The organism is Deltaproteobacteria bacterium, assembly GCA_016210005.1.
Lineage (GTDB): Bacteria > Desulfobacterota > Binatia > HRBIN30 > JACQVA1 > JACQVA1.
On record JACQVA010000078.1, the window covers coordinates 1 to 16,877 of the forward strand.

General features: G+C 66.0%; 16 protein-coding genes. 7 read left to right on the plus strand and 9 right to left on the minus strand.

The genetic code is table 11. The features are described from left to right. Window positions 1-207: 207 nt before the first annotated feature. Entirely contained in the window at window positions 208-1,077 is an 870-nt protein-coding gene (locus tag HY699_08125; GenBank protein ID MBI4515767.1) for a formyltetrahydrofolate deformylase, read from the plus strand. A 19-nt stretch (window positions 1,078-1,096) separates the two neighbouring features. Here HY699_08125 and HY699_08130 read toward each other — a convergent pair whose 3' ends face one another. Further along, complete coding sequence (locus tag HY699_08130; GenBank protein ID MBI4515768.1) at window positions 1,097-2,194, minus strand: SDR family oxidoreductase; 1,098 nt, start codon at window positions 2,192-2,194, stop codon at window positions 1,097-1,099. Between the two features lie 191 nt (window positions 2,195-2,385). Here HY699_08130 and HY699_08135 point away from each other — a divergent pair, with 191 nt between their 5' ends. Further along, on the plus strand, window positions 2,386-3,141 hold the full coding sequence (locus HY699_08135; GenBank protein MBI4515769.1) for a CPBP family intramembrane metalloprotease: 756 nt from the start codon (window positions 2,386-2,388) through the stop codon (window positions 3,139-3,141). A gap of 23 nt (window positions 3,142-3,164) precedes the next feature. Here the strand turns inward: HY699_08135 and HY699_08140 are convergent, their stop codons facing one another. The 3 genes from HY699_08140 to HY699_08150 all read right to left on the minus strand — a co-directional run bounded on the left by HY699_08140 (window position 3,165) and on the right by HY699_08150 (window position 6,738). Next, on the minus strand, window positions 3,165-3,608 hold the full coding sequence (locus tag HY699_08140; GenBank protein ID MBI4515770.1) for a DUF814 domain-containing protein: 444 nt from the start codon (window positions 3,606-3,608) through the stop codon (window positions 3,165-3,167). 35 nt (window positions 3,609-3,643) lie between these two features. Beyond that, window positions 3,644-5,227 carry a VWA domain-containing protein gene (locus HY699_08145; GenBank protein ID MBI4515771.1) on the minus strand — a complete coding sequence of 528 codons (1,584 nt, stop codon included), beginning with the start codon at window positions 5,225-5,227 and terminating at the stop codon, window positions 3,644-3,646. A gap of 113 nt (window positions 5,228-5,340) precedes the next feature. Beyond that, on the minus strand, window positions 5,341-6,738 hold the full coding sequence (locus HY699_08150) for a magnesium chelatase (GenBank protein MBI4515772.1): 1,398 nt from the start codon (window positions 6,736-6,738) through the stop codon (window positions 5,341-5,343). Between the two features lie 141 nt (window positions 6,739-6,879). On the opposite strand from HY699_08150, the gene HY699_08155 reads away from it, so the two are divergent. The 4 genes from HY699_08155 to HY699_08170 all read left to right on the plus strand — a co-directional run bounded on the left by HY699_08155 (window position 6,880) and on the right by HY699_08170 (window position 10,128). Beyond that, window positions 6,880-7,569: an NUDIX hydrolase gene (locus HY699_08155; GenBank protein MBI4515773.1), complete on the plus strand. Its 690-nt coding sequence runs from the start codon at window positions 6,880-6,882 to the stop codon at window positions 7,567-7,569. Between the two features lie 177 nt (window positions 7,570-7,746). After that, a complete protein-coding gene (locus HY699_08160) occupies window positions 7,747-7,896 on the plus strand; it encodes a hypothetical protein (protein MBI4515774.1) in 150 nt (49 codons plus the stop codon). A gap of 16 nt (window positions 7,897-7,912) precedes the next feature. After that, window positions 7,913-8,377, plus strand: coding sequence for a D-tyrosyl-tRNA(Tyr) deacylase (locus HY699_08165; protein ID MBI4515775.1), 465 nt, complete (start codon window positions 7,913-7,915; stop codon window positions 8,375-8,377). Between the two features lie 23 nt (window positions 8,378-8,400). Beyond that, window positions 8,401-10,128, plus strand: coding sequence for an AMP-binding protein (locus HY699_08170; GenBank protein MBI4515776.1), 1,728 nt, complete (start codon window positions 8,401-8,403; stop codon window positions 10,126-10,128). Between the two features lie 41 nt (window positions 10,129-10,169). Here the strand turns inward: HY699_08170 and HY699_08175 are convergent, their stop codons facing one another. Both HY699_08175 and HY699_08180 read right to left on the minus strand, forming a co-directional pair. After that, on the minus strand, window positions 10,170-10,457 hold the full coding sequence (locus HY699_08175; GenBank protein MBI4515777.1) for a hypothetical protein: 288 nt from the start codon (window positions 10,455-10,457) through the stop codon (window positions 10,170-10,172). A 47-nt stretch (window positions 10,458-10,504) separates the two neighbouring features. Beyond that, the gene (locus HY699_08180; GenBank protein MBI4515778.1) at window positions 10,505-11,566 is read right to left on the minus strand and encodes a phosphotransferase family protein; all 1,062 of its coding nucleotides are present in this window, start codon (window positions 11,564-11,566) and stop codon (window positions 10,505-10,507) included. Between the two features lie 120 nt (window positions 11,567-11,686). On the opposite strand from HY699_08180, the gene HY699_08185 reads away from it, so the two are divergent. Further along, window positions 11,687-13,165 carry a sigma 54-interacting transcriptional regulator gene (locus HY699_08185; GenBank protein MBI4515779.1) on the plus strand — a complete coding sequence of 493 codons (1,479 nt, stop codon included), beginning with the start codon at window positions 11,687-11,689 and terminating at the stop codon, window positions 13,163-13,165. Here HY699_08185 and HY699_08190 read toward each other — a convergent pair. Genes HY699_08190 through HY699_08200 form a run of 3 tightly spaced genes read right to left on the minus strand, consistent with a single transcriptional unit; the run spans window position 13,162 to window position 16,823 of the window. Next, window positions 13,162-14,658, minus strand: a complete 1,497-nt coding sequence (locus HY699_08190; protein ID MBI4515780.1) for a PAS domain-containing protein — start codon at window positions 14,656-14,658, stop codon at window positions 13,162-13,164. The genes HY699_08185 and HY699_08190 overlap by 4 nt on opposite strands. Before the next feature lie 5 nt (window positions 14,659-14,663). Next, entirely contained in the window at window positions 14,664-15,101 is a 438-nt protein-coding gene (locus HY699_08195; protein ID MBI4515781.1) for a response regulator, read from the minus strand. Between the two features lie 15 nt (window positions 15,102-15,116). Then, a complete protein-coding gene (locus tag HY699_08200) occupies window positions 15,117-16,823 on the minus strand; it encodes a CHASE3 domain-containing protein (GenBank protein MBI4515782.1) in 1,707 nt (568 codons plus the stop codon). Between the last annotated feature and the right edge of the window lie 54 nt (window positions 16,824-16,877).

Sequence of the window (16,877 nt, forward strand, 5' to 3'; positions counted from 1 at the left end):
GTGCCGTGGATTCCCGCTTTCGCGGGAATGACAAATTGCGCCGCCTTTCGGCCAGGGGCCGTCGGCCTGACAGTACACAGTACTGTCAGACTGGTGAGGATTTGCCCGGTCGGCTGCACATTACCCACAGATTTGTCGCACACCCGAAAGAGGACGAAAGCGCGGGCAATTGACCCAACCCGCAGTTGCTCCTAGTCTACGTCTCTTATGAGCAAGCAGCTGGCGGTGATCTCGGTTATCGGCAACGATCAGAAGGGCGTGGTCGCCCGCGTCTCGACTTACCTGGCGGGTGCCGGTGCCAACATCGAGGACATCGAGCAGCGCGTCGTCGAGGGGCTGTTCATTATGACCATGCTGGTCGATCTGGCCGACCTCGCGGTCTCGCTCGACGAGCTGATCCTGGGGCTCAAGCGCATCGGCGACGAAATTCACATGGAAGTGACCATCCGGCTACGCGGTGACAAGGCGCGCAAGCGGGCGGCCATCTTGGTCAGCAAAGAGGCTCACTGCCTGGAAAAACTGCTCGCCGATCGCACGGCCGGATTGATGAACGGCGACCTGGTTGCGGTGATGTCAAATCATGACTTGTTACGACCGGTCGCCGAACCGCACGGGTTGCCGTTCCACTGGCACCCCTCGGCCGACAAGGCCGCGCACGAAGCCTTCATCCTCGAACGCCTGCGCCAGTATCAGGTCGATCTCGTGGTGCTGGCGCGTTACATGCAAATCCTGTCGCCCCAATTCGTGGCGCGCTACCCCCACCGCATCATCAACATCCATCCGTCGCTGCTGCCGTACCATCCGGGTGCCAACGCCTATAAACAGGCCTGGGAGGAGGGCGTGCGGGTCTCGGGCTGCACCGCCCACTTCGTCACCGAGCAGCTCGACCAAGGGCCGGTCATCTTGCAGGACGTGTTTCACATCCGCGTCGGCGAGGATACGCTGGAAGAAGTCAAAGCCCGCGGCATGGCGCTCGAAGGCGCCGTGCTATCACAGGCGGTGCAGCTCTTCCTCAACGAACAGTTGGTGGTCAAAGACAAGAAAGTCATCTTCCGCCCCGGGCATTTTCCGTTGTGAAGTGTGCTGCCGGCGCGGCTCAGCTGTCGGAGGTGCGCGCGGCGACGACGCGCGGTCGCGGGGCGGGCTGGGCCGGAGCGCCGAACACCGAGCCGGTCACCGCCACCGTACGCTCGGCCTCTTCGAGGAACTGCACCCAGCGAATGTTGTAGTAACGCGGGTTGTCGAAATCCTCGTAGTGATATTGGCGAATGCTGATCGCCATCTCCCGGACCGCTTCTTCGATGTCGACCTTGGCATTGAAGCCGAGCCGCTGCTGGATCTTGCGGGCCGAGACGCGGTAGCTGCGCACGCCGCGGTAGCTGTAGTCGGGCACCACATCGACGCTCACGCCCATTGCGCGCAGCGCCGTGCGCACGCGTAGCGCCAGCTCCGAGATGCGCACGTTCTGGAAGGCGACGTTGAAGATCTGCCCGCCCACCAGCGCCGGCTCGGCCTCGATGCAGGCGATGTAGGCGCGCGCGGCGTCGCGCACATCGAGCAGCGGCCGCCACATCTCACCGCCGCAGTAGATCGTCATCGCACCCTTGGCCAGCGCGTCCTTGACGAAGGTGTTGACCACCAGGTCGTAACGCATGCGGGGCGAGAAGCCGTAGATCGTGCCCTTGCGCAGGATCACCGGACAGAAATCCGGCCCGGCCATCGCCAATAGCCGCTGCTCGGCCTCGTGTTTCGAGGTGGCGTAGGCCGCGCGCGGCCGCACCTCCGCGGTCTCGTCGAGCACCACGTCCCGGTCTTCATCCGTGACGCCCCGGTCGTAGATCGAGCACGACGAGGCGAACACGTAGCGCTGCACCCCGGCTTGGCGACACTGCTCGGCCAGGCGCACGGTGGCCACGGTGTTCATCTCGTGATTGGCCGTCGGGTTGTATTCGGCGGTGGGATCGTTGGAGAGTCCGGCGACGTTGACGACCGCGTCGACATCGCGGAAGGCTTCGGGCGGCAGTGCGCGCATGTCCGCCACCACCAGATCGATGCGGTCGCGGATGTCGCGGAGCCCCGCGTCGCCGAAGTACAGCCGGTCGGCCACACGCACGGCATAGCCGCGCTCCAACAGCTCGCGGGTCAGGACCGCTCCGACGTAACCCGCGCCGCCCACGATTAGAATCTGACTCACAGGTGAACCCCCTGCCGCTGCATCATAGGTGACCGATTCTATGGCGGGCCGAGCCGGCATTGCAACCGCAATTCGCGGGGCCTCGCCAAGCTTGCTCGCAGTTGCGGTCCCCATCCCAACCTTCCGCCCTTGACCGCGGGGGAGATAACCGGTTTGTTCCCCTTGTGCTCCCGTTACAATCAGCGGCGCTGTTGGCGATTGCATGTCTGGCGCTGTGCGCACTGGCCGGACGCCTGCGGTTCATCCACGACGAGTTTCCCACCCGCGGGCGGCGCGTTGCGGCGGCTGCGATGCTGGCCGGCATCCTCACGCTCGCGGTTTTCTACCCGGCCGCCGCCGGCGGCCGGCTCGCGGCCGGTGCTGCGGAAGAGCTGTGGTTTCCTGGTCTGTTCGCCGGCCACGGCCTGCTGGTGATCTTCCTCGCCGGTTGGTGGTGGTTGCGGCCAACCGGGGCACCGGAGTTTCTGGCCATGGGCTTCGAGCAACTCAGCGCCGACGTGCGCCACGGGATCGTGGTCGGCCTGGCCGGCTGGTTCATCACCATCACGGTTACCATGGCAGTGGCCGCGGCCGTGTTCGCTGCCGGCGGTACCGCCGTGCAGCCGCAGGAGATTCCCGCGGTGATGGTCTGGCTGGCGGGGTTATCGCTGGGTCACAAGCTGTTGGTGATAGGGGTGGCGATGACCGTCGAGGAGCTGTTCTTCCGCGGCTTCTTGCAGCAACGCTTCGGGCTGGCGCTTTCGAGTGTCTTGTTCACCCTGGCCCACGCCGGCTACGGCCTGCCGTTCATGATGGTGAGCGTGCTGACCATCTCGCTGCTGATCGGCCGCGCTTTGCAGCAGCGCGGCCGCCTGCTGCCGTGCATCGTGGCACACGGCGTCTTCGACGCCATTCAGCTCTTGCTCATTCTGCCCTGGGCCGTACGAATGATCGAGCGCGGGGCGTAGCCCGCTGAAGCAACGCCGGGCGGTTAGCGATCGCCCCCGCCCAGGTCCGCCGGCGCAGCGTGGATGGCGGTGAAGTGCTTGAGCAGCACCTTGCCGGGGGGAAATCCGCGTGGCTTGCTGACATCGGCGCGGTTGGCGAGGTGAACGGTGACCCGGCCGGCGCCGCGGGCTTTCGAGTAGCGGGCGGCCAGGGCCGCGGCGAAGCGCGCGGTTTCGCGCGGCAGTCGCGCCAGCCCGGCAGGATTGCGCACCAGCACGTGCGAGCCGGACTCGCTAGCCACGTGCAGCCAGAAATCGCGCGGTGCGCCGAGCTTGAAGGTGAGCAGATCGTTGTCGGCAGCGCTGCGGCCGACCAGCACGGTCAGGCCGTCCGGCGATTCAAATCGGCGCGCGACCGAGCGGCCGCGATACACCCCCGCCTCGCTATCGTTCGACGCGAGCGCGGCCTCGCCCCTACGGCCGGTCATGGTGCGCGCACCGCTGCATTCGGCGGCGGCCGGCTTCAGACCTTCTTGCGCTTCCTGCCGATGTAATCCACGAGCAGGTACTCGCCCAGACGATCGGGCCGAGTGTATAAGGCGCGGCCTTTGTTGATGCGGGTCATGCGCTCTACAAAAGCGCGCAGACTCGGACTGTCATCGAGCATGAAGGTGTTGATGGTAATGCCGCGCTTGGTGATGCGCTCGACCTCCTTCAGCGTCTCCTGCGCCGCGCGCACGCTGATGCCGCCGAACGACAACGGCCACTCGCAGTACAGCCGCCCGCGCGAGAAGTACGCCGTCGGCTGGCCGTCGGTGATCACGATCGCCTGCTGGTTGCGACTGGGGTGGCGCCTGAGCAACTCGCCCGCCAGGCGCAGGCCGTCTTGCAGGTTGGTGAATGGGTCGCCCATGTTCCAGCTCGCCTCGGGCAGATCCTTCACCTTCAACTCGACCGCGCGGGTGAAGAAGCCGACGATGGCGAAGTAGTCGCGCGGGTAGCGCGCCCGCACCAGACTCTCCAACGCCATCGCCACCTTCTTGGCGGCGGCGAAGCGCCCTTCCCAGCTCATCGACCAGCTCATGTCGAGCAAGAGCACGGTCGAGGTGCTGGTCGCGTACTGGGTTTCGAACACCTCGAAGTCATCGGGCGCCAGCGCTAGCGGGGCGCCGGCCTTGCGCGCCAGCGCTTTCTTCAGGGTGCGGACCAGATCGAGGTTGAGCGGGTCACCGTAATGATACAGCTTGGTGGCATCGGGGCGAGCGTCGGCCTGGCCGCGGTGATCGATCTGATGCGCGCCCGGGCGGTCGCGCAGCAGCCCCTGAAAAATGTCGCGCAGCGCCAGCTGGCCGAGCCGCCGCACGCCCTTGGGCGAGAGGTTGATGCGCCCTTCCTTGCCGGTAACATAGCCGGCATCGGCTAACAGCATGCGCACCTGTTTGAGCATCTGAAAGTCCTGCACCGCCCGCTGGCCGAGCAGCTGGCGCAGGTCCTCCAGCGACACCCGCTCGAAGTCGCCCTCGAAGAGCGCGGCTTCCAGCTGCTTGAGCTCCTGTAGTTGACGCATGACCTCGAGCGCTTCGTGATAGCCGAGCGACTGCGGGCCATGGAACAGATCGCCGTAGCGGCGCTGGAAATCCTCCAACTCGCGAATGTTGTCCAGCTCGTCGGCGAGACTTTCGAACTCGTTGGCCGCTTGCGGGTCTTCGAACTCGTATAGTTTCAACTTCTCGATGGCCTCGCTCAGGCGCCGCGGCAGCTGCTCCAGCAGCTCGCGCTTACCCTGCTGGGCCGGCGCGCCCGGCTCGAGCGCCTCGCGCTCCAGATCGAGGAGATCCTCGAGCCGCTGGCGCATCTCGTCCAAGGCGGAGTTGAGATTGAAGTCGCGGTAGCGCTGGCGGATGGCCTCGCGCAACTCTTCGAGGAAGTCGTCGAGACCCTGGATCTGGAGGCCTTGCAGGTCGAAGCCCTGGCGCATCATCCAGTCGAGCGCCTGCTGCACGTCGTCGGTGTAGGAGAGGTACTCGGAGAGCTTCTCGAAGACCTCGCCGGCGGACAGCTCTACCCGCTGGCTGCCGTCCCAAGCGGTGTAACGAACGGTGATCATGGCTGAGCGCCCAGCGGCTGTGGCGGGTCACCGCTCACGCCCGTGCTCCGGCGGCGCGGGTTAAGGCCGCAGAGCCACAAGCTGCAACCATCCGCCATCAGCCCGCGGCCGCTTCACGCCCGGTAGGCGTAGCGTCCGCCCTCGCGGTCCTTGTTGAGTTTCTGGTGCAAATGCAGGCCTTCGAGGATGAACTCGGTGGCGGCGGCGATGAAGCCGGGGCTCTCGACACCGCCGAGGGAGCGAATGGCTTCTTGCAGCCCCGGGATAGCGCGCAAGGCATCGAGGTATTCCGCGGCCGGCATCTTGTCGGAGACCTCCACGCCCCAGCCCTTCTCGAAGTACTCGACGATCGGCTTGAGCTTGTCGGCTTGCAGCCGCTGGTCGAACACCTTGAGAATGGCGCGGTTGAGCAGCCGGTCGATCAGCTCCTCCGCCTTGCGGTCCTCACCGGCGTATTCCAGCTCGATCTTGCCGGCGGTCGAGGCCAGGACGGCGTGCAGGTCGCTGAGGCGGGGAACGATCTCGCCTTCGTCCAAGCGCACCGCGCGCTTCTCGGCATTGCTGAGCACGCTCTCATAGTTGTTGATGCTGATGCGGACACTGACCCCGGACACCTGGTTGATCTCGTTGCACGCGCGCGCCTCGAAGGTGAGCTGGGCGATGATCTCACGGACAAACGCCGGCACCCCGAGCGTGCGCTCCTCGCGTTCGAGCGCCGGCAGCTCCTGCTCCATGATGGCGATCTCGTCGTCGAGGGTGCGCGGGTAGTGGGTGCGGATCTGGACATCGAAGCGGTCCTTGAGTGGGGTGATGATGCGGCCGCGGTTGGTGTAGTCCTCGGGGTTGGCGCTGGCGACGATGACAAGGTCGAGCGGCAGGCGGATCTTGTAGCCCTTGATCTGAACGTCCTTCTCCTCCATCAGGTTGAAGAGACCGACCTGCACCTTCTCGGTGAGGTCGGGTAACTCATTGATGGCGAAGATGCCGCGGTTGGTACGCGGCACCAGACCGTAGTGGATCGTCTCCTCGTCGGCGAGATAGCGGCCTTCGGCCACTTTGATGGGGTCGATTTCACCGATCAGATCGGCAATCGACACATCCGGGGTGGCCAGCTTCTCGGCGTAACGCCGCTCCGGGGTGATCCACTCGATCTCCAGGGCATCAGCCTGTTCGGTGACGCGCCGGCGGCACTCTTTGCAAATGGGATGGAACGGATGGTCGTTAATCTCGCAGCCCTTGATCGCCGGCACCAGTGCATCGAGGAGGGTGGTGAGACCGCGGATGATGCGCGACTTGGCTTGGCCGCGCTCGCCGAGAAAGACCATGTGATGGCCGGCCAGGATGGCGTTTTCGATTTCCGGGATGACGGTGGACTCGAAGCCGATGATGCCCGGCAGCAGCGGCTCGCGCCGGCTGAGGCGGCGCAAGAGGTTTTGCCGCATCTCCGCCCGCACACTGCGGACCGTATAGCCCGAGGCGCGCAATTCACCGACGGTCCGTGCTGTCTGCATTCCGGCCACCTTTCTCACCAAGTCCGCGCTGATTATAGGGGGGCGCGGGTGGGCGAGCAACACGACACGCACTGGCGCCAAGCCGGGAACCTCCCGGGGAGCTCGCTTCCCGCTGGCGTTGGCGCCGCCGGCACGCTAACAATGCCGGCGATGTCGTCAGCCGCCCCCGCAATCGCCCGCCCCGCCGCTACCGTGGTGTTGCTCCGCGATGGCCAGCGGGGCTGTGAGGTCTTACTGGTGCGCCGTAACGTCGAACTAGCATTTCATGGCGGGGCCTGGGTCTTCCCGGGCGGACGCATCGATGCGCAGGATTATCCGCCGGGCAGTGACGACGTGCTGGCCGCGGCGCGCAATGCCGCGGTGCGCGAGGCGCGCGAGGAAGCGGCGGTGGTAATCGACGGCCAAAGCCTGGTACTGGTCTCACGCTGGATCACGCCCGATATTCTCCCCAAACGTTTTGACACCTGGTTCTTCGCCGCGCCCGCTGCCCACGATACCGTGCAGGTCGACGGCAACGAGATCCACGCCCATCGCTGGCTGCGCGCGGACGAGGCTCTCGCCGCGCAGCGGACCGGCGAAATCGATCTGCCGCCACCCACATTCGTAACGCTGCTGGGGCTGTCCGCGCACCGCACGGCGAGCGCAGCGCTGGCGGCCGTGGCACGCGGCCCGGTGCAGACCTTCTTCCCCCGCCCGCATCCAATCCCCGGCGGCGCCTGCACCCTGTATGACGGGGATGCCGGCTACGAAAGCGGTGACCCGGCTGCGCCCGGCCCGCGGCATCGCTTGCTGATGATCGCCGGCGGCTGGCAGTACGAGCGCAGCAGCTAGCACACCGGCCGGCTGAGCGCTGGTTGACTTGCAGGCACCCCATGACTACAAGCGGCCGTGCAAGCGGGCGGGATGAATTTGATTGTCGGTGGCGGATATTTCTGTGCACTCGCCGGCTGCGCACGGCCGTCGTTGGGCGGAGGGCCGAGGCTAAGTTCGTATAGCAAAGGAGACGTTATGGACGACTGGCTTGAGGGACGGCGGCGGGAAGAAGAAGACGAAGAGATCGATGAAGAAGAAGATGATGTCGACGAGGACGATGAAGACGATTGGGATGATGACGACGAGGATGAAGAAGACGAGGAGGGGTGGGACGTTCGCGGCTGAGGCTTGACTCCGATCCATGCGCGCGGTGGTACAGCGCGTGCGCGAGGCCGCCGTGGCGGTCGCAGGCCGACAAGTAGCGGCAATCGGCCCCGGCCTGCTGGTGCTCGTCGGTGTCGGCACCGGCGACGAGCCGGCCGACGCTACCTGGCTGGCTGACAAACTCGCCCATCTGCGTATCTTCGAGAACACCGAAGGGAAGTTCGATCGTTCAGTCAACGACGTTGGCGGCGCCATCTTGCTGGTGTCGCAGTTCACGCTCTACGGTGACACCCGCAAAGGCCGCCGGCCGTCGTTTAGTGCTGCGGCTCATCCGGAGCAGGCGGCGCCTTTGTGTGAGGCAGTGGCCGAGCAGCTGCGCCGGCAAGGCGTGCCGGTAGCCGTCGGCCAGTTCGGTGCGCACATGCAGGTGGCACTGGTCAACGATGGACCGGTGACGCTGTGGCTCGACAGCGAAGCGCGCCGGCTGCATGCCGACTGCTAACATCTGTGCACCATCGAGGTGTCGTGGATTCCGTCACTGGCGATCTTCCCAACGCGGCGCCGGCGCCGATCATGGCGGCGGCCCTGCGCGCCCGCCTGGCCGACAGCGCGGGCCGGGTGTTCTTGCACTTCGAGGACTTCACCTGGACGTACGCCGAGGCCTTTCGCCAGGCGTGCCGCTACGCCAACCTGTTCTTGCGGCTGCGGCGGGCGGGCCGCCCCTTTCATGTCGGCGTGTTGATGGACAATCTGCCGGCGTTGGTGTTCTCCGAGTTGGGTTGCGCGCTCTCGGGCGCGGCGCTGGTTGGGCTGAACCCGACACGCACCGGCCCCGCCTTGGCGCGCGACATCGCGTACGCCGATTGCCAGATTGTCGTGGTCGAGGGGCGCTATGCGGCGCAGCTGCAAGCCGCGTTGGACAGCGATCCGGCCATCCAGGTGAGTGTACTAATAACCACGGGTAGTGAGGAGACGGCCGCTGGTTGGTCGTGCTTGGAAACCGAGTTGGAAACCGTGCCAGCGACGGATCCGGCGGTGACGGTCGAGCCCAGCGATCTGCTCTTGATCGTTTTCACCTCCGGTACCACCAAGGCGCCCAAGGGGGTGATCAACACGCACGGGCGCCTGATGCTGCTGGGCTGGGGCGCCTCGATGTATATGTGCCACTTCACCCCGGCCGACATCGTCTACTCCGCCATGCCGCTGTTCCACGCCAACGCGCAAGTCCTGGCACTGGCGCCGGCGCTCTCGGCCGGCGGCGGTATCGCGCTGGCGCGCCGCTTCAGCAAGAGCCACTTCCTGTCGGACATCCGGCGCTACCGGGCCACCCTGTTCAACTACGTCGGCAGTCCGTTCGCTTTCATCATGGATACCCCGGCGCGAGCCGACGACGCCGACACCCCGCTGCGGCTCGCTTACGGCAACGAGGCCCCGCGCCAATACATCGAGGCCTTCAAGCAGCGCTTCGGCTGCGAGGTGATCGACGGCTACGGCGCCAGCGAGGTGGGCGTGGGCTTCTCGCGCGGCCCCGCTGATCCACCGCGCAGCTTGGGGCGCGCCGAAGGAGTGAAGATCCTCGACGAACAGGGGGCCGAGTGCCCGCCGGCTCGATTTGACGCCGCCGGCCGCTTGCTCAACCCCGGCGAAGCCGTCGGCGAGATCGTCAACACCGCCGGCACCTTCATGTTCGAGGGCTACTACAAGGATGAAGAGTCCACCCGCGAGCGTACCCGTCACGGCTGGTTTCATACCGGTGATCTTGGTTACATGGATGCCGGCGGCTTCATCTACTTCGCCGGCCGTGACGCCGAGTGGCTGCGGGTGGGGGGCGAGAACTTCCTCGCCCGGCCGCTCGAGGAGATCCTCAGCCGTTACCCCGAGGTGATGCTGGCCAGCGTCTACGGCGTGCCCGATCCGGAGGCCGGCGATCAGGTGATGGCCACCATCAAGCTGGCGAGCGGGGCGGCGTTCGACCCCGCGGCCTTCGCTGCTTTCATCGACCGCGCCCCCGATCTGCCGCCGCGCTGGCGCCCGCTGTTCGTGCGGGTGGCAGCAGAAGTGGCCGCCACGCACACCAACAAGGTGCTCAAGCGCGTGCTCAAAGGCGAGAAGTTCCTCATCGACCGCATCGCTGACCCCGTCTACTGGCGCCCGCGCGGGGCCAGCGCATTTCGTCGCTTCGAGCCCGAGGATCTGGCCGCGCTGCGCGCCCGCTTCGCGCGCGCCGGCCATGCCGACCGGCTGGAGGACTGAGCGCCCGCAGGTGCGGTGTCGCCGCAGCAGACCTGTGTTGACTACGGCCGGATGCCGGTATGGCGCGCCGGTTGTGCTGCCTCGGCGCTGCGGCCAGCGGCCAAGCGCAACCCGCGCAGCAGCACGTCGCGTAGCTCGCGCGGATCGATGACTTCGTCGTAACCCATGGTGTCGGCGGCAGCGTATGGGCCGCCGCCTTCGGCAGCCGCCAGTTGTTGCTGCGTGTCCTCTTCGAGGCCGGCCGCGGCGCCACCGCCGGCAGCCGGCATCGCGCCGAGGTGTGCAGTCGGAAAAGCCAGCGTCAGTGTTTGCCGGTCGAATGGGTTCATCGCCATTACCGAGCTGCCGAAGCCATAAGCCTTGCGGATTATCGGTCCTATTTGCCGCGCAGGCGCGCGTCTGGTGAGCCGCCGGCAATCGCCAGCGCGCGCTGGGCCAGCGGGGCGGCGGCGCGTACCATACCTTCGAAGCCCTCGCCCAAGGTCTTACCCATCAAGAAGCGCGCGTAGATGCCTTCGCTGATAACCGCCAGTTTGTAGAGCGCAAGGACCTGGTAGAAGTCGATCGTCTCGAGGTTGCGCCCGCTGCGCTTGGCGTACTCGGCGGTGATTTGGGCGCGGGTGAAGAAGCCCTCCTGGGCAGTAAAGGCGGACATCGCACCGATGCCGCCGGCCGAGTTCGGATCACCGGCCTCGGCCCAGTAGATCAGCGTGTAACCGAGATCTGCTAGTGGATCACCAATGGTGGCCATTTCCCAGTCGAAAACGGCGACGACTCGGCCGGGGTCGTTGTCCGCTAGGGCGAGGTTGCCGAGCCGGTAGTCGCCGTGGACGATGGTGGGCGGCGGTGACGGCGGCAGGGCGGCATTGAGGCGGCGGATCAGCTCGTCGATCTCCGGTAGCTCGCCGGTCTTGGAGCGCTCCCACTGCTGCGACCAGCGCCGTACTTGTCGTTCCAAGTAGCCCTCGGGACGACCGAAGTCTTGCAGCCCGACGGCGCGGTAGTCGACCGCATGCAGTTGCACCAGGGTTTCGACCAGTGCCTCGCTGATGCGGCGGCGCTCAGCCGGGGTCTCAGCGTATCCGGCCGGGATGTCGCTCGCGAGGACGACGCCGGGGCAGTAGGTCATGACGTAGAAGGGCATCTGGTTGACGGCGGGGTCTTCGCACAGTGCGATCGGCCGTGGCGCCGGCACGGCGCTGCCGTTCAAGGCCGAGAGCACGCGATACTCGCGCGCCATGTCGTGGGCCGTCGGCAGCACGTGGCCGAGCGGCGGCCGGCGCAGCACCCACTGCCGGCCATTGCCACTCACCAGGTACGTGAGATTCGAGCGCCCGCCTCTGATCAGCGTGAAGCTCAGCGCACAATCGCCGCCGGGTACATGGGCGCGAAAGAAATGCGCGACGCGCTCGTGCTGGATACCCGCGATTTCACTCATCGCGCGGCGCACTGTTCCACGCCCGCCAGCTGCGGGCAAGCAGCCGATTGACAAACGCGCGGCGTCGATTTCATAGTGTCGGTGGTGCGCCGCCCGACCAGCCATTCTCCGGTTCAGCTCGTGCCTTCCGCCAGTGCCGAAGCCGAGCGCCTGCGCCTGGAGCTGAAGCGCAAGCAGGAGCTGTTCGACACGCTCATGGAGGCCTCTTATGACGGCCTATGCCTGATAGCCGCCGACGGCACTTTCTTGGAGATGAATGCCGCCTTCGAGCGCATCACCGGGCTCAAGCGCCAGGACTGGATCGGCCGCACCCTCGAGCAGATGCGCACCGCTCCCGGCATCACCCGCAACTCAGCCGCGCTGCAGGTGCTCAGCGGCTCATACCCCGCCACCACGCTGGTCAACATCCGCGGTGGCGAGATGATCTTGGTGACGGCGAGCCCACACTTCAACGAGCAGGGCGAACTGCTCAATATTATTCTCAACGTCCGCAACATCACCCAGCTCAATTATCTCAAGTACCAGCTCGAGCAGCGCCGCGGGCAGGCCAAGCTCTCCGAGATGGAGGAGCTGAGCAGCGCCTATCTGCGCGACAAGATCCGCAGCGCCGGCCTGGGCGAGTTCGTCATCAACAGCCCGTTGATGGCCAAGGTGGTCTCCACCGTGGTGCAGATCGCCGACTTCGATTTCACCGTATTGCTCGAGGGCGAGACCGGCGTGGGCAAAGGCGTGATGGCCCAGCTGATCCACCGGCTGAGCCGGCGCGCGCCGCAGCCGTTCGTCGAGGTCAACTGCGCCGCGATCCCGGAGAACTTGGTCGAGTCGGAGCTGTTCGGCTATGAAGCCGGCGCCTTCACCGGCTCGCTGCGCACGGGCAAGAAGGGCTATTTCGAGGCCGCCAGCGGCGGTACCATCTTCCTCGACGAGGTCAGTGAGCTGCCGCGGGCGGTGCAGGCCAAGCTGCTCAAGGTGCTCGACAACAAGCTGGTGACGCGCTTGGGTTCGACCACGCCGCAGCGCCTCGACGTGCGGGTGATTGCTGCCACCAACCAGAACCTGCGCGAGTTGGTGAAGCAGGGCCTCTTTCGCGCCGATTTGCTCTACCGCCTCGAGTTCGTGCCGATCTTCATCCCGCCGCTGCGCGAGCGGCGTGAGGACATCAAGGCCTTGGCCTACCTCTTTCTCGAACAGTTCAACCGCGAGTTCGGCATGGACAAGGTGCTGGCGTCAGAGACCTTGGCTCGCCTCGGCCAGGCCGATCTTGGCGGCAACGTGCGCGAGCTGAAGAACCTGCTGGCGCGCCTGGTACTCGCTTGTGAGGAGAAAGAGATCCAGCCGCGCCACCTGCTAGCCGAGCTGGAGCGCCGGGCAGAACCGATTGCCGCTGCCGGCCCCAACACCGTGCGTGAGCCCAGCGCCGCGCCGGATGACAGCCGGCCGATCAAGGCCCGCATGGAGGACGCTGAACGGGACATCCTTACCCGCTGCGTGGCCGAGTGTAAGTCCACTTACGAAATCGCCGCGCGTCTGGGCATGAACCAGTCTTCCGTGGTGCGCAAGCTGAAGAAGTACGGTCTGCGCTGCGCCAACCGCCGCTAGCGGAACGCTTCGCCGGCAGTAGCGGCCGTGCGGGCGGCGCCGCCCTGATTGCGTAGCCGCGGCAGCGTGATCGTAAAGGTGGAGCCTTGGTCTACCACGCTGCTCGCCGAGACCCGGCCGCCGTTAGCTTCAACCAGGCTGCGAACGATGAACAGCCCCAGCCCGGCGCTGTCGATGCGCTCGCTGCCTTTGACGCGGCGGTACTTGTCGAAGACGTGCGGCAGCTCGTCGCTGCTGATACCGGGGCCGCTATCACGCACGCGCAACTCGACGCGGTCGCCCTGAGCCGCCGCCTCGAGCGTGACGGTGCCCCCGGCGGGAGTGTACTTGAGAGCGTTGCCGATGAGATTGCCGAGGGCCCGCTCCAACTGGGCGCGGTCGGCGCTGACGAACATCGCCCCGGCCTGGATGCCTTGCGCGAGCGTGATCTGATGGTAGATGGCGGCGGCGCGGAACTGGCGCACGGCGTCGGCGACCAGGAGATCGATGGCGACCGGCTCGCGTCTGAGTTCGAGCGTGCCGGCTTCGATGGTGGCACTGAGCAGAAAGTCGGTGACCAGATGTTCAATCGTCGCCCCGGCGCGCTCGATGTCGCTGACGCACTCGGCCTCTGCGGGTGACAGCGGCGACTCGGCGAGAATCGAGGCGAAGCCGCGGATCGCCGTCAGCGGATTCTTGATGTCGTGTGTCAGCATGGCAGCGAAGTCACGCCGGGCGCGGTCGAGCGCCTTGCGCTCACTGATGTCGCGGAATGAGGCGACGTAAGCCCGCACCGAGCCGTCGGCATTGCACACCGCGGTCAGCGTCAGACTGACGTCGGCCGGCCGGCCGTCGCGTTGCCGGCAGACGGTCTCGACGTCGACCACCGCTTGCCCGCGCCATGCCCGCTCCATCAGTTGCGCGAACTCCGCTTCGCACTCACAGGCCACCTTCGGCAGCAGCTTGCCGGCGGCCTCCGCCGCTTGCCAGCCGAAGAGATGCGCGGCGGCGGTGTTCCAGAAACGCACCCGTCCATCACCGTCAGTTACCGTGAGGGCGTCGGCGGAGGTGCGCATCGCGGTCATGAGCAAGTCCACTTCCTCGCGCAGCCGGGCTTCTTCACGCCGCCAGGCGAGCCGCTCGGCGCAGCGGCTGATCAATGCCGGCAGCCCGTCGAGGAAATCGAGGTCCGGCCGCTTGACGACGTAGTCCCAAGCGCCGAGTTTAAGCGTCTCGGTGGCGGAGACGGCGCTGTCAGCACCGGTGAGCATGACGATGGCGAGGTCAGGCCGTTGCGCCAGCAACTCACCGATGACCGAGGCGCCGTCGGCGTCAGGAAGACCGCGGTCGAGCAGCACCATATCAACGGGCTGCTCAGCCACGTGGGCGCGGCACTGCGCCGCCGAGGCGGCGGTGGCCACGCTCCAACCCGCAATCTCAGCCAGCCGGTCGGCCACCAGCAGGCTCATGCCCGGGTCGTCTTCCACGACCAGGATGTGCAGCACGGTGCTCATAGGAATCAGCTGGCTCGGTCGGTGACCTCGATGATCTGAATGAACATGCCGAGCGTGCGCACCTTCTGATGCAGGCTCTCGAAGTCAACCGGCTTGACCACGTAGGCGTTGGCGCCGAGCTTGTAGCAGCGCTCGATCTCGCGCGGTGAGTCGGTTGAAGTGAGCATGATCACCGGAACGTGTTTCAACGGCGCGCTCGACTTGATGCGTTCGAGCACCTCGAAGCCATCGAGCCCGGGCATTGAGACATCGAGCAACACCAGGCCGGGGCAGCGGCGGGTGCCGCCCGCGGCCTCGCTCAGCCACCGCCAGCCCTCGTCACCGTCGCGGGCGCGTTCAAAGCGGTTACGCAAGCCGGCGTCTTGCAAGCTCTCTTCGACCAGCAAGGCGTGACCGTCATCGTCATCGATGAGCAGAATGTCGACACAGCGTTCGATTGCCATCTTTGGTCTCCTAGCTCAGGCGGTTGCTGCTCTTGCGCTGCTCGCGGGTGATCCGGGGGCAGCAGCCATCTTCTCGTCCGCGGGGCGTGGCAGTGTGAAATAGAAAGTGGTGCCGACCTCGGGCGTTGACTCGACCCAGATGCGGCCACCATGGTGATTGACGATGGCGCGCACGACTGCCAGGCCAATACCTTCGCCGGCGCTGGCGCTCGGGTTGAGGCGGGCAAACATGCGGAACACCTTCTCTTGGTCCTTGGGGGCGATGCCGGGGCCGGAATCCTGCACGGCGAAGCGATAGCGATCGTCGCTGACGCTGACATAGATGCTGATCCGCTTCAGTGGCCGCTGACCCATGTACTTGATGGCGTTATCGATCAGGTTGGTGAATACCTGGTTGAGCTGCAACGGGTCCGCGAGCACCGGCGGCAGGGTGCCGACGGTGGTCTCGATGCCGCGTTCTTCGAGCTGGAAGCGGCAGGCGCCGAGAACGTCGTGCACCAAGGCCTCGGTGTTGACCCATTGGTACTGGCTTGGCCGGGTACTCACGCGGGCGATCTCGAGCAGCCGGGCGATCAGTTGATCGATCTTGCCGGTGCCTAGATTCACGAACTTGAGCGACTCGTTCATGCGCTGCAGCTGCTTGACACAATCGCCCTGTTTGGCCGGATCGGCGAGCGACGTTTCCAGGGTCGTCATGCTGCTCTGCAAGCGTTTCCCAAACCCCTGGATGTTGATCAGTGGAGCGCGCAGGTCGTGCGACAGCACGTATAAGAAGTCGTCGGTTTCACGCTGACGTTCGACCAGCCCTTCGTTGGCGCTGGCCAGGCGGGCGGCGGTGTGCTCGAGCTGGTGATTACGCTGCGCCAACTCGGCGCGGGCATCTTTGACGGCCGCGGTCATGCGATTGAAGGCGTTGGCCAGAATGCGCGTCTCACGGCCGCCTTGGACCGGCACGCGTTCGCCCCATTCACCCTCTGCCAGGCGGTGAGCGGCCTCGACGACGTGCTCGATTGGGCGGCCGATAGACCGGCCCAAGATCGTGGTCAGCCCGGCCAGCAGTGCAATCGCCAGCAGGCTGATCGCGGCGACAACCGCATAGACCCGCCGGCGCGCTTGTTCCGCGTCTTGCAGCCGGGTGCGAATCTCTCCCTCCTTGTGGCTGACCATGGCCGCAATCGTGGCCGTGATCCGGCGCATGCGGGTTTCGTCTTTGCCGAGCTGGAACCAGGCATTGGCATCGTCACCGGCGGGCAGCATCGAGCCCAGCCGGCGTTCCCACTCGGTGAAGAAGTCGTTGGCGTCGTCCTCGACCCGAGCGAGTTGCTCGATCAGAGACGGATCGTTACGCAGCGCGTTGGCGGCAGCGGTGATAGCCTCAGGCCACTGCTTGCGCGCCTGCTGGTAGCTGTCGAGAAACAGGCTGTCGCCGCTGATTGCGTACGCACGGGTAGCGAGCTGCATGTCGGAGAGCAGTTTGACCACCCGGCTGCCGTGCTGGATGGTCTCGAAGGTAGCTGCCACTGCCAGCGTGGCCTGATTCAACTGCGCTATGCGCGAGGCCAGAACCACCAGCGCCGCCAGCGTCGGTAGCACTGCCGCCAGGGCTACGGCGGCGATGCGCGTGCGGATCGAAGACCCGCGCAACCAGGCCGTGAGCCGCTGCCGAGAGAAGGAGCGGCCCGAAGCGCATACCACGGCACTAGGCGTTGCCGGCGCAAACATGCGGTCCTTCGTGAGCAACCGCCATGCCCCATGGCATCCCGCTGTGCTAGCGCC